Source organism: Bradyrhizobium sp. CCBAU 45321, assembly GCF_028128975.1.
Taxonomy (GTDB): Bacteria; Pseudomonadota; Alphaproteobacteria; order Rhizobiales; family Xanthobacteraceae; genus Bradyrhizobium; species Bradyrhizobium yuanmingense.
In genome coordinates this window covers 329975-343967 of the sequence record NZ_LFKZ01000129.1, presented here as the reverse complement: position 1 = coordinate 343967, position 13993 = coordinate 329975, and the positions used below count along the sequence as shown (strand labels likewise).

13 protein-coding genes are annotated in these 13993 nt (G+C 64.5%); 5 read left to right on the top strand and 8 right to left on the bottom strand.

What is annotated here, in order from left to right:
* Positions 1–97 precede the first annotated feature (97 nt).
* Positions 98–1231 carry a nitronate monooxygenase gene (locus ACM43_RS31390; RefSeq protein ID WP_271545331.1) on the bottom strand — a complete coding sequence of 378 codons (1134 nt, stop codon included), beginning with the start codon at positions 1229–1231 and terminating at the stop codon, positions 98–100.
* Between the two features lie 286 nt (positions 1232–1517).
* Here ACM43_RS31390 and yghU point away from each other — a divergent pair, with 286 nt between their 5' ends.
* Complete coding sequence (yghU, locus tag ACM43_RS31385; RefSeq protein WP_271545330.1) at positions 1518–2393, top strand: glutathione-dependent disulfide-bond oxidoreductase; 876 nt, start codon at positions 1518–1520, stop codon at positions 2391–2393.
* A gap of 195 nt (positions 2394–2588) precedes the next feature.
* Here yghU and ACM43_RS31380 read toward each other — a convergent pair whose 3' ends face one another.
* The 4 genes from ACM43_RS31380 to ACM43_RS31365 all read right to left on the bottom strand — a co-directional run bounded on the left by ACM43_RS31380 (position 2589) and on the right by ACM43_RS31365 (position 6207).
* Positions 2589–3203: a flavin reductase family protein gene (locus tag ACM43_RS31380; protein WP_157281222.1), complete on the bottom strand. Its 615-nt coding sequence runs from the start codon at positions 3201–3203 to the stop codon at positions 2589–2591.
* A 168-nt stretch (positions 3204–3371) separates the two neighbouring features.
* Positions 3372–4649 carry an acyl-CoA dehydrogenase family protein gene (locus ACM43_RS31375; RefSeq protein WP_027571275.1) on the bottom strand — a complete coding sequence of 426 codons (1278 nt, stop codon included), beginning with the start codon at positions 4647–4649 and terminating at the stop codon, positions 3372–3374.
* Positions 4650–4940: 291 nt separating this feature from the next.
* A complete protein-coding gene (locus ACM43_RS31370; protein WP_109144469.1) occupies positions 4941–5321 on the bottom strand; it encodes a VOC family protein in 381 nt (126 codons plus the stop codon).
* 106 nt (positions 5322–5427) lie between these two features.
* Complete coding sequence (locus tag ACM43_RS31365) at positions 5428–6207, bottom strand: SDR family NAD(P)-dependent oxidoreductase (protein WP_157281226.1); 780 nt, start codon at positions 6205–6207, stop codon at positions 5428–5430.
* A gap of 166 nt (positions 6208–6373) precedes the next feature.
* Between ACM43_RS31365 and ACM43_RS31360 the strand changes: the two genes are divergently transcribed.
* From ACM43_RS31360 to ACM43_RS31350, 3 genes are read left to right on the top strand one after another with little or no spacing between them, the layout of a single operon-like run.
* Positions 6374–7162, top strand: a complete 789-nt coding sequence (locus ACM43_RS31360) for an enoyl-CoA hydratase/isomerase (RefSeq protein WP_157281228.1) — start codon at positions 6374–6376, stop codon at positions 7160–7162.
* Entirely contained in the window at positions 7159–8145 is a 987-nt protein-coding gene (locus tag ACM43_RS31355) for a phosphotransferase family protein (RefSeq protein ID WP_271545329.1), read from the top strand. The genes ACM43_RS31360 and ACM43_RS31355 overlap by 4 nt, the downstream gene beginning before the upstream one ends.
* Before the next feature lie 3 nt (positions 8146–8148).
* Positions 8149–8526, top strand: coding sequence for a DUF6285 domain-containing protein (locus ACM43_RS31350; protein ID WP_271545328.1), 378 nt, complete (start codon positions 8149–8151; stop codon positions 8524–8526).
* Positions 8527–8779: 253 nt separating this feature from the next.
* Here ACM43_RS31350 and ACM43_RS31345 read toward each other — a convergent pair whose 3' ends face one another.
* Complete coding sequence (locus tag ACM43_RS31345) at positions 8780–9559, bottom strand: enoyl-CoA hydratase-related protein (RefSeq protein WP_271545327.1); 780 nt, start codon at positions 9557–9559, stop codon at positions 8780–8782.
* A 210-nt stretch (positions 9560–9769) separates the two neighbouring features.
* Between ACM43_RS31345 and ACM43_RS31340 the strand changes: the two genes are divergently transcribed.
* Positions 9770–11044, top strand: coding sequence for an acyl-CoA dehydrogenase family protein (locus ACM43_RS31340; protein WP_271545326.1), 1275 nt, complete (start codon positions 9770–9772; stop codon positions 11042–11044).
* 126 nt (positions 11045–11170) lie between these two features.
* On the opposite strand, the gene ACM43_RS31335 is transcribed toward ACM43_RS31340, so the two are convergent.
* Positions 11171–12748 carry a fatty acid--CoA ligase gene (locus ACM43_RS31335; RefSeq protein WP_271545325.1) on the bottom strand — a complete coding sequence of 526 codons (1578 nt, stop codon included), beginning with the start codon at positions 12746–12748 and terminating at the stop codon, positions 11171–11173.
* A gap of 260 nt (positions 12749–13008) precedes the next feature.
* Entirely contained in the window at positions 13009–13881 is an 873-nt protein-coding gene (locus ACM43_RS31330) for an SDR family oxidoreductase (protein ID WP_271545324.1), read from the bottom strand.
* Positions 13882–13993 lie beyond the last annotated feature (112 nt).

Sequence of the window (13993 nt, the reverse complement as noted above, 5' to 3'; positions counted from 1 at the left end):
TGTCAGTTGTTCGTCATTGCGAGCGCAGCGAAGCAATCCAGAATCTTTCCGCGGCGGCAGTCTGGATTGCTTCGCTGCGCTCGCAATGACGAATGGACTACTCTGCCACCAGCGCATTCATGTGCTCGACGGCTTCGGCAAAATCCTGCTTGAACTCCTGTACCACGGCGCCCGCTGATTTCACGCTGTCGATCAGGCCGACGCCCTGGCCGACGAAATAGCTGACGAGATCGCGCGCCCTCGCGTTGCCGCTTGCGGCGGCGCGGTCGATCGAATGGAAGGCGTCGCGGCTGATGATGCTTTGCAGCGGCATCGGCAGCGCGCCCGGGCTGTCCGGCGCGCGGTCCCAGGCATCGGTCCAGACCGAGCGCAGCTGCCGCGCCGGCTTGCCGGTGCGGCCCTTGGAGCGGACGGCATCACGCGAGGACGCCGCGATCATCTTCTCGCGAAAGATCTCGCTCGTCTCGGACTCGACGGTCGCGAGCCACACCGAGCCGGTCCAGGCGCCGGCCGCGCCCATCGCCATGCAGGCCGCCATCTGCCGTCCCGTCATGATGCCGCCGGCCGCCAGCACCGGCACGTCGCGGATCGGCTTGATCGCCTTGATCACCTCCGGCACCAGCACCATGGTCGAGACCTCGCCGCAATGGCCGCCGGCCTCGGTGCCCTGCACCACGAGGATGTCGACGCCGGCCGCGACCTGGCGCAGTGCGTGCTCCTTGGCACCGACCAGCGCTGCGACCGGCACGCCATGCTTCTTGCCCATCTCGGTCATCGCCTTCGGCGGCACGCCCAGCGCATTGGCGATCAGGCGGATCGGATGATTGAAGGAGATTTCGAGCAGCTGAAGCGCGGTCTTGCCGTCGAACGGCTGCGGCTGGTTGTCCGCGACCTCGGTGGTGGTCAGCTCGATGTCGTACTTCTTCAGGAGATCGCGCGTGTAGTTGCGGTGCTCCTGCGGCACGCGCGCCTCCAGGCTCTTCCAGGTGACGTCCTTCTCGCCCGCGGTCGAGATGTTTTCCGGAATCAGCACGTCGATGCCATAGGGCTTGCCGTCGACATGATCGTCGATCCACTTCAGCTCACGCTCGAGCGTATCCGGCGTATGCACCGTCGCGCCCAGCACGCCGAAGCCGCCGGCGCGGCTGACGGCGGCGACGACGTCACGGCAATGGCTGAAGGCGAGCAGCGGGAATTCGATCCCCAGCATGTCGCAGATCGGCGATTTCATGGCTCTCTCCCGGCGGCAGGCTTCGCATTCTCGTTGCTTTCGCTGGCAAAGCAAAGTGACGCGAGCGGATCGATGACATGCCGGATCCGGCGGTGCATCTTGTGTATAGACGTTGCGCTCTATCCGTTGGCCGCGCAGGCCCTGCGGGCGCCCGGGAATGACGGAGGGGAGGGGCTGCCATGACAAAACGCAGAGTTGTCCCATCCGGCAATGCATTGCGGCGCCCTTGTCATCGGCCGTTTGCGGGCTAATTAATGCAGACGCATCTTTTTTCCCGGAGCCCCGTATGACCGACGCCCCCGCCTACGTGCCGCCCAAAGTCTGGACCTGGAACAAGGAGAACGGCGGGCAATTCGCCAACATCAACCGACCGATTGCCGGCCCCACCCACGACAAGGAGCTGCCGGTCGGCAAGCACCCGCTTCAGCTCTATTCGCTGGCGACGCCGAACGGGGTCAAGGTCACCGTGATGCTGGAGGAGCTCTTGGCGCTCGGCCACAAGGGCGCCGAATATGACGCCTGGCTGATCAAGATCGGCAATGGCGATCAGTTCGGCAGCGGCTTCGTCGACATCAATCCGAATTCCAAGATCCCGGCGCTGATGGACCGTTCCGGCCCCGAGCCGATCCGGGTGTTCGAGTCAGGCTCGATCCTGTTCTACCTCGCCGAGAAGTTCGGCGCCTTCCTGCCGAAGGATGTCAAGGCCCGCACCGAGGCGATGTCCTGGCTGTTCTGGCAAATGGGCAGCGCGCCCTATCTCGGCGGCGGCTTCGGCCATTTCTACGCCTATGCGCCGACCAAGATCGAATATGCCATCGACCGTTTCGCAATGGAGACCAAGCGCCAGCTCGACGTGCTCGACCGGCGTCTCGCCGACAACGAATATCTGGCGGGCAAGGACTACACCATCGCCGACATGGCGGTGTGGCCCTGGTATGGCGCACTCGCCAAGGGGCTGGTCTATGGCGCCGGCGAATTTCTGTCGGTGCAGGACTACAAGAACGTGCAGCGCTGGAGCGACCAGATTGCGCAGCGCCCCGCCGTGAAGCGCGGCCGCATGGTTAACCGCGTCTCCGGCGATCCCGCCAGCCAGCTCCACGAGCGCCACGACGCGAGCGACTTCGAGACCAAGACCCAGGACAAGCTCGTGCCCGCGACGTAGCTGACGGGTTCATCACCTCTCCCCGCAAGCGGGGAGAGGTCGAATTCGATCGCAGATCGAATTCGGGTGAGGGGGTACAGGTCCCTCGACAGTCTCGCGCGTGGAGAAACGCCCCTCACCCCAACCCTCTCAGCGCGAGCCAAGCTCGTCGCGGCCCCGTAAGAATGGGGCGAGGGAGCGCACCGGTGCTGCGGCCTATTTCTTCATGCCCTCCGCCGCCGGAAACACCACGCGGTCATCGGTGCGGCAGTAACGGTCGGCGAACATGCGGCCGATCGGGTGATAGCGGTCCATGTGCACCCGCATCGCCTTGTCGTCCCAGAGCTCGTCGCGAATGTGGAAGTGGAGGCCTTCGCCCATGATCAGCCGGCGATCGTCGTTGACGTCGATCAGCTTCCAGAGCTTGCACTCCATCGCCCAGGGCGTGTCAGCTAGCCGTGGCACCGCGATCTTCGTCGAGGGCGCAAGCTTCAGCCCGAGATAATTGGGCTCGCTGATCTCAGGCGGAAAATCGCCGCTGCTCTCGTGCATCGCCCGCGCCAGCGGCTCGTCCGTGAGGTTGACCACGAATTCACCGGTGCGCTGGATGTTGAGAAACGTGTCCTTGTCCTCGCCGTTCGGCTTGCGGTTCGCCGCGAACATGCAGAGCGGCGGATCCTCGCAGAAGGCGTTGAAGAAGCTGAACGGGGCGGCGTTGACCACGCCGGTCGGCCCGAGCGTGGTCACCCACGCGATCGGCCGCGGCAGAATGAAGGACGTCAGCACCTTGTAGCGCTCGCGTGGCGTCAGCTCGCTGGCGGCGTAGTCCATTGGGGCTCCTCGGCTTTCTTCGCCTCTCCCCGCCTGCGGGAAGAGGCCGATGCGCGGAATGCGCGGCGGGTGAGGGGGCTCTCCGCGAGTCCGACTGTCACCGTCCTCGCGGAGAATCCCCCTCACCCTCTCCCCGCAAGCGGGGAGAGGGAAAAGAGATAAGGCGCCTTACGCCATGCTCAGCTCGTGGCGGCCCACCACCATCCAGTGCACCTCGTCCGGACCGTCGGCGAAGCGCAGGTGCCGCACGTCCTGATACATCTCGGCGAGCGGGGTCCAATGCGAGATGCCGGTGGCGCCGTGCATCTGGATGGCCTGGTCGATGATCTTGCAGGCGCGCTCGGGCACCATGGCCTTGACCATGGAGACCCAGACGCGGGCCTCCTTGTTGCCGAGCACGTCCATCGCCTTCGCTGCCTTCAGCACCATCAGCCGCATCGCCTCGATCTCGCAGCGCGCCTGCGCGATGATCTGCATGTTGCCGCCGAGATGGGCGATCTTCTTGCCGAAGGCCTCGCGGGTGAGGCCACGCTGCACCATCAGGTCGAGCGCCTTCTCGGCCTTGCCGATGGTGCGCATGCAGTGATGGATGCGGCCCGGGCCGAGGCGGAGCTGCGAGATCTCGAAGCCACGGCCTTCGCCGAGCAGGATGTTCTCCTTCGGCACGCGCACATTGTTGAAGCGCATATGCATGTGGCCGCGCGGGGCGTGGTCCTGGCCGAACACGTACATGGGACCGAGCACCTCGACGCCGGGCGTGTCGCGCGGCACCAGGATCTGCGACTGCTGCTTGCTCGGCGGCGCGTCCGGGTTGGTCTTCACCATCACGATGAGGATCTTGCAGCGGGGATCGCCGAGACCCGAGATGTAGTACTTCTCGCCGTTGATCACCCATTCGTCGCCGACCAGCTTTGCGGTGGTCGAGATGTTCTTGGCGTCGGAGGAGGCGACGTTCGGCTCGGTCATGACATAGGCCGAACGGATCTCGCCGTTGAGCAGCGGCTTCAGCCATTTCTCCTTCTGCTCCTTGGTGCCGACCCGTTCCAGCACTTCCATGTTGCCGGTGTCGGGCGCCGAGCAGTTCATGGTCTCCGAGGCCAGCGGGCTCTTGCCGAGCTCGGCGGCGATATAGGCGTAGTCGAGATTCTTCAGGCCCTGGCCGGTCTCGTCATCGGGCAGGAAAAAGTTCCAGAGGCCTTCCTGCTTGGCCTTGTTCTTGGCCTTCTCCAGCACCTCGAGCTGCTTCGGCGTAAAACTCCAGCGATCTTCCTTGCCTTCGCCGGCCTTGGCGAACTCGATCGACATCGGCTCGACGGTGTCGCGGATGAACTTCTTGACGTGATCATAGAGCGGCCGGACCTGGTCCGACATGCGCAGGTCGTTGAGCTCGTCGCCGGGATTGAGCGTGTAGTTGGTGGTGCGGGGAATGTAGGTGTGTTTTGTCATTGGTCCTCCCGGGGGTCACTGAGATCGCATTGGGGGCGAGAATAGTCGCAGCGACGCCGAAGCGCGAGCGCGCATTTACCGCGCGGAGCCATGCCACCTGATGGAATATCGCGAGGGCGTTTGAAATGTTGTTTGAATGGGGCGACGCGCAAGTGGGCTCTAAGCGCCGTCCGATCCCCAGGAGTCCGTCATTGCGAGCGCAGCGAAGCAATCCAGAATCTTAACCGCCGCGGCAGCCTGGATTGCTTCGTCGCAAGAGCTCCTCGCAATGACGGGAGAGACCGGTCGACCTCAGGCAGGCATCCGATGCATCGCGCAGATCTTGTTGCCATCGAGATCGCGCAGGTAGGCCAGATAGAGCTTGCCGCCCGGGCCCTGGCGAATGCCGGGCGGATCTTCGATCGATTTTGCGCCGGCTGCAACGCCCGCTGCGTGCCACGCATCGACCTGTTCCGGCGAATTGGCGGCAAAGCCGATCGTGCCGCCGTTGGCGCAGGTCGCCGGTTCGCCGTTGATAGGCTTCGATACCGAAAACACGCCGGTCTTGGTGATGTAGAAGATGCGGTGGCCGTCGACCCTGGCCGGCCGCACCTCGAGCGTGCCGAGCAGTTGGTCGTAGAACGCCTTGGCCTTGTCCAGGTCGTTGGTACCGATCATGACGTGTGAAAACATTTGCCCGTTCCCTCAGTGTTGTAGCCCGGATGGAGCGATGCGAAATCCGGGTCTTGCTTGCTTTTGGCCGTCCCGGACTCGCTGCGCTCCATCCGGGCTACGAGAATCAAAACGCGGTATAGCCGCCGTCGATCACGAACGTATCCGCGGTGTGATACGACGACGCCTTGCTCATCAGATACACCGCGATGCCGCCGAAATCGGAGGCTTCGCCGAAGCGCCGCATCGGAATCCGCGGCATCACGTTGGCTACGAACTTGTCGTTCGCCATGAGCCCTGCGGTCATGTCGCTCTTGATCCAGCCCGGCAAGATCGCATTCGCGGTGACGCCGTGACGCGCCAGCTCGACGCCGAGGGCGCGCACCAGCGCGTTGATGGCGGCCTTGGTCGCGGCATAATGCTCGTTGCGCGCCGTGCCGAAGATCGAGGCGAGGCTCGAGGTCGCGACCAGCCGGCCAAAGGGATCGCCGGCATTGGCGCGATCCGTCATGTGCTTGGCGGCGGCCTGGAACGCGTGGAACACGCCGTCGAGATTGGTCGCGAACATCGTGCGCCATTCCTCCTCGGTGCGCTCGATGAAGGCGCGCCGGCCACCGCCGCCGATGCCCGCATTGGCGAAGCAGCCATCGACCCGGCCGAAGGTGTCGAGCGTCGCCTTCATCGCTGAAGCGACCGAGGCCGGATCGGTGACGTCGCAGACGCGGCTGTCGACCTTGCCGGACAGGCCCGCCATGCTCGCGGCAGCGGCCTTGTTCTTGTCAGCATTGCGGCCCCAGATCGAGACGTTGCAGCCCTGGCCCGCGAGCGCCTGCGCGATGCCGAGCCCGATGCCGCCATTGCCACCGGTGATCACGGCGACGCGGCCGGAAAGGTCGAAGAGGTTCATGGCGCGTTTCCTGTTTTTAGACTGCGGCGCATCAGCCGCTGCGCACAAGATTGCTTGCTATGCTCCGATCACCATGGACAAGACCGCGCCAAAAATCAAATATGCGCCCCGGCAAGACGAATTCCGGCCTGCGAAACTGACGCGGGCCGCAACCGATGAGGAAACCATGCAGTTCAAACACGTCACGCTCGACTTCGATGGCTCGGTCGCGATCCTCAAGCTCGACCATCAGGAGGTGATGAACGCGGTCTCCGTCGACATGCTGGGCGGTCTTTCCGAGGCGCTCGATGCGATCGAGGAGAAGAAGGACGCGGTGCGCTGCGTGGTGCTGACCGGTGCGGGGCGGGCGTTCTGCACGGGCGCCAATCTGCAAGGCCGCAACAACCAGGCGAAGAAGACCAAGGCCGGCCTGACGCTGGAGACCGGCTTTCATCCCTTCCTGCGCCGCATCCGCAACCTGCATTGCCCCATCGTCACCGCGGTCAATGGCCCGGCCGCCGGCGCCGGCATGAGCTTCGCGCTGCTCGGCGACATGATCCTATGCGCGCGCTCGTCCTATTTCCTGCAGGCCTTCCGCCGTATCGGCCTCGTGCCGGATTGCGGCTCGACCTGGCTGTTGCCGCGCCTTGTCGGACGCGCGCGCTCGATCGAATTGTCGTTGATGGGTGAGCGCTTGCCGGCCGAGAAGGCACTGGAATGGGGCCTTGTCAACCGCGTCTATGATGACGGCGTCTTGATGGAGGAAGCGATGAAGCTGGCGCGCGATCTCGCCAGTGGGCCGACGGTGGCGCTGTCGCTGATCCGCAAGCTCTATTGGGACAGCCCGGAAAATTCCTTCGAGGATCAGCTCAATCTCGAATTCCAGTGCCAGCTCCGCGCCGGCGACACCGAGGATTTCCGCGAGGGCGTCGGAGCGTTCCTCGAGAAGCGGCCCGCGCAGTTCAAGGGCAAATGATCGAGGCGGCGCTTTCACGCAGCGTCCGGCGCTGGTGCAAAGGGGCGACCGGCGCGACCTCTGCGGCAAAGCTCTCCGGCGGCGCCAGCCAGGAAACCTGGCGCTTCGACATCACCCATCCCGATGGCGTGATCGGCGCGATCCTGCGCCGCTCGCCGAAGGGCTATGGTGCTGCACCGACGCGCGCGGCCGGTCTTGCCGCCGAGGCGAAGTTGATGCAGCTCGCTTTCGAGGCCGGCGTGCCGTCGCCGCGCGTGATGCATGTGCTCACACCGGAGGACGATCTCGGCACCGGCTTCGTCATGCAGCGGGTCGAGGGCGAGACCATCGCGCGCAAGATCTTGCGCGATGAAGAGTATGCGGCGGCGCGGCCGCGTCTGGCGCGGCAGATCGGCGGCATTCTCGCAGGTCTCCATCGGCTACCGCAGGACAAATTGCCTGCGCTGCGCAACAGGGGCGCGACCCAGGAGATCGCCGAGTTCGAGCGCGACTATCGCAGCCTGAACTGGCCCAAGCCCGTGTTCGAGCTGGCGCTGCGCTGGCTGCGCGATCACGATCCCGGTCCCTCGGCCGAGACCACGCTGGTGCACGGCGATTTCCGCAACGGCAATCTCATCATCGGCGCCGATGGCGTTCGCGCCGTGCTCGACTGGGAGCTCGCCCATCTCGGCGATCCCATGGAGGACCTTGGCTGGGTCTGCGTCAATTCCTGGCGTTTCGGCGAGATCGACAAGCCCGTCGGCGGTTTTGGCACGCGCGAGGAGCTGTTCGCCGGCTATGAGGCGGCAGGCCGCAAGGTCGATCCGGACCGCGTCAAGTTCTGGGAGGTGATGGGCACGCTGCGCTGGGGCATCATGTGCGGCGGCATGATGCAGCGCTTTCGCGAGGGGCCCGACCATTCCATGGAGCGCGCCATGATCGGCCGCCGCGCCAGCGAGACCGAGATCGATCTGTTGCGGCTTTTGGCGCCGCGCGGGAGCTGACACATGCAGGACGAGCCGACCCCGATCGAGCTGACCAAGGCAGTCGCCGATTTCCTCCGCAGCGACATCACGCCGCTGATCTCCGGCCACCAGGCCTTCAAGCTGCGCGTCGCCATCAACATCCTCGACCTCGTCACGCGGCAGTTGACGCGGGAGGAGGGGAGTGATGCGAAGGAGGTGGAGCGCCTGCGCGCGCTGCTCGGCATCAACGGCTCGGTCATGGAGCTGAACCGCGTGCTCGCCGAGCGCATCGCCAGGGGAGAAGTCGATCTCGCGACCCCCGGTCTCGCCGAGCATCTCTGGGCGACCACGATGGACAAGCTCGCGGTGGATCAGCCGAACTACGCGTCCTACAAGCGCGAGCTGGGGCGGGGCGGATAGCTCTTTCCCCGTCATTGCGAGGAGCCCTTGCGACGAAGTAGTCCAGACTGTCTCTGCTGGGCAACCTGGATTGCTTCGCTACGCTCGCAATGACAGTGTTGAGAGAGGGGGCGCTCCTCTCTCCTCCGTCATTCCGGGGCGTCGCGAAGCGACGAACCCGGAATTCATTCATCCGCACGTTCTGTCGCTCGATGGATTCCGGGCTCGCGCCTGTCGGCGCGCCCCGGAATGACGAGTTGGGAAGACCCGTTTCCTACTTCCCCACCCATTTCGGCGGGCGCTTCTCGGAAAACGCCTTCGGGCCCTCGATGTAATCCTGCGAGGCGACCATCGCCTGCACGGCCGGATAATCCCGCTGCTCCGCGATCGCCTGCTCCAGCGACGCGCCGAGCCCCTTCTGGATCGCCTGCTTCGAGGCCCGGATCGACATCGGCGAATTCTTGGCGATCATCTCGGCCCAGCGCAGCGCGGCCGCGAGCGCCTCGCCCTGCGGCACCACCTCGTTGACGAAGCCGAGCTCGAGCCCTTCCTTGGCGCTGACATGGCGCGCGGTGAGGATCATGCCCATGGCGCGCTTCAGCCCGATCTGCCGCGGCAGCCGATGCAGGCCGCCGGCGAGCGCGGCAAGGCCGACGCGCGGCTCGGGCAGGGCAAAGGTCGCGTTCTCCGCGGCGATGATGAGGTCGCAGGCGAGCGCGATCTCGAAGCCGCCGCCCATGGCGACGCCGTTCACGGCGGCGATGATCGGCTTGTCGCAGTCGAAGCGTGAGGTGAGGCCGGCGAAGCCGCCCTTGTCCCAGCCGCGCTTTCCCCCCGCTGCCTGCCACTTCAGATCGTTGCCGGCGCAAAACGCTTTATCGCCGCTGCCCGTGACGATCGCGATCCACTGCTCGGGATCTCCGGAGAAGTCGTCGAACACCTTCTGCAATTCGAAATGCGCATCGGTGTGCAGCGCGTTGTAGACCTCGGGCCGTGACAGCGTCACGATCGTGATCGGCCCCTTGCGTTCCACCTTTGAGAATTTCAGCTCCATCGCGCGCTCCCGGATTTCTTTCGAAGGAATATTGGCGCCATACTACCGTGCGGGTGCGCCAGAGCACCATCAAATTGCGCGGGCGCGCCTTGCGCTCCTCACATCTCGGCTTGCTTGACTTGCACGCGCTCTTCTCACCTTAATCGCACCAAGCAAGAATGCGCCCAGCGCCTTAACGCAAAACGACAAAATCAATCCGGGAGAGAACCTGTGGATTTCTCATTGCCTGCCGATCTCGTTGCCTATCTCGGAGAGCTCGACCGCTTCATCGAACGCGAGATCAAGCCGCTGGAACAGGCCGACGACAACATCCGCTTCTTCGACCATCGCCGCGAATGGGCGCGCACCGATTTCGAGAATGGCGGCCTGCCGCGCCATGAATGGGAGGCCTTGCTGCGCAAGGCCAAGGATCTCGCGGACGCCGCCGGGCATCTGCGCTTTCCGGTGCCGAAGCAATATGGCGGCAAGGACGGCTCCAATCTCTGGATGGCCGTGATCCGCGAGCATTTTGCCGCCAAAGGCCTCGGTCTGCATAACGACCTCCAGAACGAGCACTCCATCGTCGGCAACTTCCCCGTCGTCACCATGCTCGACCGCTACGGCCGCGACGACCAGAAGGCGATGATCGACGGCTCCATTAAGGGCAAGTACCGCATCACCTTTGGCCTGACCGAGCCGCATCACGGTTCGGACGCCACCCACATGGAGACGCGCGCGGTGCCCGCGACCCGCGACAACGTCAAGGGCTGGATCATCAACGGCGAGAAGATGTGGACGACAGGCATGCACGTCGCCACGCACTGCGCGCTGTTCGCGCGCACCAGCGGCAACGATGGCGATGCCCGCGGCATCACCTGCTTCCTGGTGCCGGCCAAGAGTCCCGGCGTCAGGGTCGAGGAGTACATGTGGACCTTCAACATGCCGACCGACCACCCGCGCGTCAGCTTCACCGACGTCTTCGTGCCGGAGGATGCGCTGTTCGGCGAGGTCGGCCGCGGCCTGTCGCTGGCGCAATGCTTCGTGCACCAGAACCGCATTCGCCAGGCGGCAAGCTCGCTCGGCGCCGCGGTCTACTGCATCAACGAGAGTGTGAAATACGCGCGTGAGCGCAAGCCGTTCGGCAAGGCGCTGGCGGAAAACCAGGCGATCCAGTTCCCGCTGGTCGAGCTTGCGACGCAAGCCGAGATGCTGCGCCTCTTGATCCGCAAGACCGCCTGGGAAATGGACCAGCTCAACGAGGAGCAAATCGAGCGCACGCTCTCCGACCGGGTCTCGATGTGCAACTACTGGGCAAACCGCCTCTGCTGCGAGGCCGCCGACCGCGCCATGCAGGTCCATGGCGGCATGGGCTATTCACGCCACAAGCCGTTCGAGCACATCTATCGCCACCACCGGCGCTACCGCATCACCGAAGGCAGCGAGGAGATCCAGATGCGGAAGGTGGCGGGGTTCTTATTCGGCTATATGGGGCCGGGGAAGCATTAGAGGCTCGCAATGCTCTCGTAGGGTGGGCAAAGCGAAGCGTGCCCACCACCTCTATCCGCAAGCATCAAGCGTAGAGAGATGGTGGGCACGGCGCTTTGCGCCTTTGCCACCCTACGGCACCGCGGATCAATTCACCCGCCGATCCTTCCCCGCCCAATACGGCTCGCGCAATTGCCTGCGCAAAATCTTGCCGCTCGGATTCCGCGGCAGCGCCGGCAAAAACTCCACGCTCTTCGGCGTCTTGTAGCCGGCGATGCGGGTCCGGGTGAAGTTGATGATGTCGGTCGCGGTCGCCTGCTTGCCCGGCTTCATCACCACCACCGCCTTCACCGCTTCGCCCCACTTGTCGTCGGGCACGCCGATCACGGCGGCTTCCGCGACATCGGGGTGATCGCACAGCGCGCTCTCGACCTCGGCCGGATAGATGTTCTCGCCGCCGGAGATGATCATGTCCTTGATGCGGTCGTGGATGTAGAGATAGCCGTCCTCGTCCATGTAGCCGGCATCGCCGGTGCGCAGCCAGCCGTCGCTGCGCAGCGTGGATGCGGTCGCCTCCGGCAGGTTCCAGTAGCCCGCCATGTTGGAGCCAGAGCGCGTTGCGATTTCGCCGACCTGCCGCGGCGGCAACGGCTTGCCGTCCACGTCCAGAATCGCGATCTCCACGCCCGGCAGCGCCTTGCCGGCCGAGCGCATCCGCTCCAGCCCTTCGACGTGATCCTCCGGCGGCAGCGCGACGATGGTGCCGGTGGTCTCGGTCATGCCGTACAATTGCACGAAGCCGCATTTGAAGACCTCGATGCATTCCTTCAGCAGCGCTGCGGGAATCGGCGAGGCGCCGTACAGCATGTATTTCAGCCGCGAGAAGTCGACCGTCCTGGCGCGCGGCTGCCGCACCACGAATTGCATCGCCGCCGGCACCATGAACAGTTTTGTGATGCCCGACTGCTCGAAGAAGTCCAAAACCTTGGTCGGGTCGAACTCGCGTGCGATCACCCCGCGGGCGCCGTGATAGAGTCCCATCACACCCCAGCCGGAGCCACCGATATGGAACACCGGCATGGCCACCAACGACACGTCGTCGGTCGACCACCGGTTCCACTCCGGCTTGTCCTCGGCATTGCCTGATTGCACCAGATTGAGGAAGTTGGCATGCGACAACATCGCGCCCTTCGGCTTGCCCGTCGTGCCCGACGTGTAGAGCTGGATCGCGATGTCGCGGGTGTCGATCGGCACCTTCGGATCATCGCCGCTCTGCGCATCGCGCCATGCCGTAAAATCTGGCCATTCCGGCGCGCCGCCCTCGGTGGTGATGATGGTGTGGACGCTTGGTATCTGATCCCTGATCTGGCGGACGAGCGTGATGAACTCCGGTCCCACGAAAAGCACCGGCGCGTTGCAATCTGAAACGATGAAGGCGACCTCGGGCCCTGCTAGCCGCCAGTTCACCGGCGCCATCACGACGCCACCCTTCATCGCGCCCATCAGGAGCTCGAAGTAGATGTCGCTGTTCTTGCCGAGATAGGCGATGCGGTCGCCCTTCTTCACGCCCATTGCGAGGAGCGCGTTCGCGACCTTGTTAGTCTTGGCGTCGAACTCGGCGAAGCTGGTGGTGCGGCCTTCGAATTCATAGGCAATAGCGCTGCCGCGGCTTTTCGCACGCTCGCGCACCATGTCGGCGAGGTTCGCCAATGGCTGTGTGGACATGTTTCTCCCGCAGGCGTTTGTTTTTATGCCGGGGAGTGTGGCGTCATCCGCGGGTGAAGACAAGATGGGACAAGATCGGCTGCGGTTTCATGTCCCGGACGCTGCGCAGCACGAAGTGATGCGCTGCAGAGCCGGGACCCAGCATGCTGCATTGTGCGTTGAGAGAGTTGGGCCCCGGCTCAGCAGCGCACCACGTCGCACCGGACGATGCTTCGCATCGCCGGGGACGCGCTGCGCTTCGTCCGGGGCACGGAAAAGCGTCACCCCCGCTTCGCGCGGTCCTTCTCGTTCTGCGCCATGATGCTCTCGCGCGCGGTCTTCCAGTCGTCGTCGCTCCAGTCGCGGAGCTGGTAGAAGTTGCCGCCCATGGCGAGCGCCTGGGCGCCGTCCATGGCGATGGTCTCGCCGTTGATCCAGTCGCAGCCGCCGGAGATCAGGAACACGGCCACGTTCTGCAGTTCCTCCATGGTGCCGACGCGGCCCATCGGGTTCATCGCCTTGGTGCGCGCGCCGGCTTCGTCACCGGGCTTGATGCGCTTGCTCATGCCCTCGGTCGGGATCTCGCCCGGGGCGATGGTGTTGAGGCGGATGCCGTGTCGTCCCCATTCGGTGGCAAGCGACATCGTCATGGCGTGGATCGCCGACTTGCTCATCGCCGAGGGCACCACGTAAGGCGAGCCGTTGCGCACCCAGGTCGTGGTGATCGAGACGACGTTGCCGGGCTGCTTCAAGGCGATCCAGCGCTTGCCGACCGCATGTGTCACGTAGAACGTGCCGTGCATGACGATGTTGGCGACCGCATCGAAGCCGCGCGGCGAGAGCTCCTCGGTTCGCGAGATGAAATTGCCGGCCGCATTGTTGATGAGATCGGTGAGGGGGCCATCGCGGAAGATGGTCTCGATCATCTCCTCGACTGCAAGCGCGTTGCGGATGTCGACGCCGTGGCTGGTGACGCGGCCGCCGTAGAGATCCATCAGCTCGGTCGCGGTCTCGTCGCACACGATCTTGCGCCGGCCGCAAATGTGCACCTCGGCGCCGAGCTGGAGGAAGCGCGCCGCCATCGACTTGCCGAGACCGGTGCCGCCGCCGGTCACGAGAATGCGCCGGCCGGCCAGAAGATTTTCCTTGAACATGGCTGTTTCCTCTGTCGCGATTGTCAGTTAATTGGTCGATTGACTAAATCCGGCCGCCGGCGTCCTGTAAAGCGGCACTGAACAAGAACACGCAAGAACTAAGGGAGAATTC

Bases quoted from the DNA above. Each gene is read 5' to 3' on its own strand.
- ACM43_RS31335 (WP_271545325.1), bottom strand. From the start codon at position 12,748: ATGTCCACACAGCCATTGGCGAACCTCGCCGACATGGTGCGCGAGCGT.
- ACM43_RS31355 (WP_271545329.1), top strand. From the start codon at position 7,159: ATGATCGAGGCGGCGCTTTCACGCAGCGTCCGGCGCTGGTGCAAAGGG.
- yghU (WP_271545330.1), top strand. From the start codon at position 1,518: ATGACCGACGCCCCCGCCTACGTGCCGCCCAAAGTCTGGACCTGGAAC.
- ACM43_RS31360 (WP_157281228.1), top strand. From the start codon at position 6,374: ATGCAGTTCAAACACGTCACGCTCGACTTCGATGGCTCGGTCGCGATC.
- ACM43_RS31330 (WP_271545324.1), bottom strand. From the start codon at position 13,881: ATGTTCAAGGAAAATCTTCTGGCCGGCCGGCGCATTCTCGTGACCGGC.
- ACM43_RS31365 (WP_157281226.1), bottom strand. From the start codon at position 6,207: ATGAACCTCTTCGACCTTTCCGGCCGCGTCGCCGTGATCACCGGTGGC.
- ACM43_RS31375 (WP_027571275.1), bottom strand. From the start codon at position 4,649: ATGACAAAACACACCTACATTCCCCGCACCACCAACTACACGCTCAAT.
- ACM43_RS31345 (WP_271545327.1), bottom strand. From the start codon at position 9,559: ATGGAGCTGAAATTCTCAAAGGTGGAACGCAAGGGGCCGATCACGATC.
- ACM43_RS31370 (WP_109144469.1), bottom strand. From the start codon at position 5,321: ATGTTTTCACACGTCATGATCGGTACCAACGACCTGGACAAGGCCAAG.
- ACM43_RS31390 (WP_271545331.1), bottom strand. From the start codon at position 1,231: ATGAAATCGCCGATCTGCGACATGCTGGGGATCGAATTCCCGCTGCTC.
- ACM43_RS31380 (WP_157281222.1), bottom strand. From the start codon at position 3,203: ATGGACTACGCCGCCAGCGAGCTGACGCCACGCGAGCGCTACAAGGTG.
- ACM43_RS31350 (WP_271545328.1), top strand. From the start codon at position 8,149: ATGCAGGACGAGCCGACCCCGATCGAGCTGACCAAGGCAGTCGCCGAT.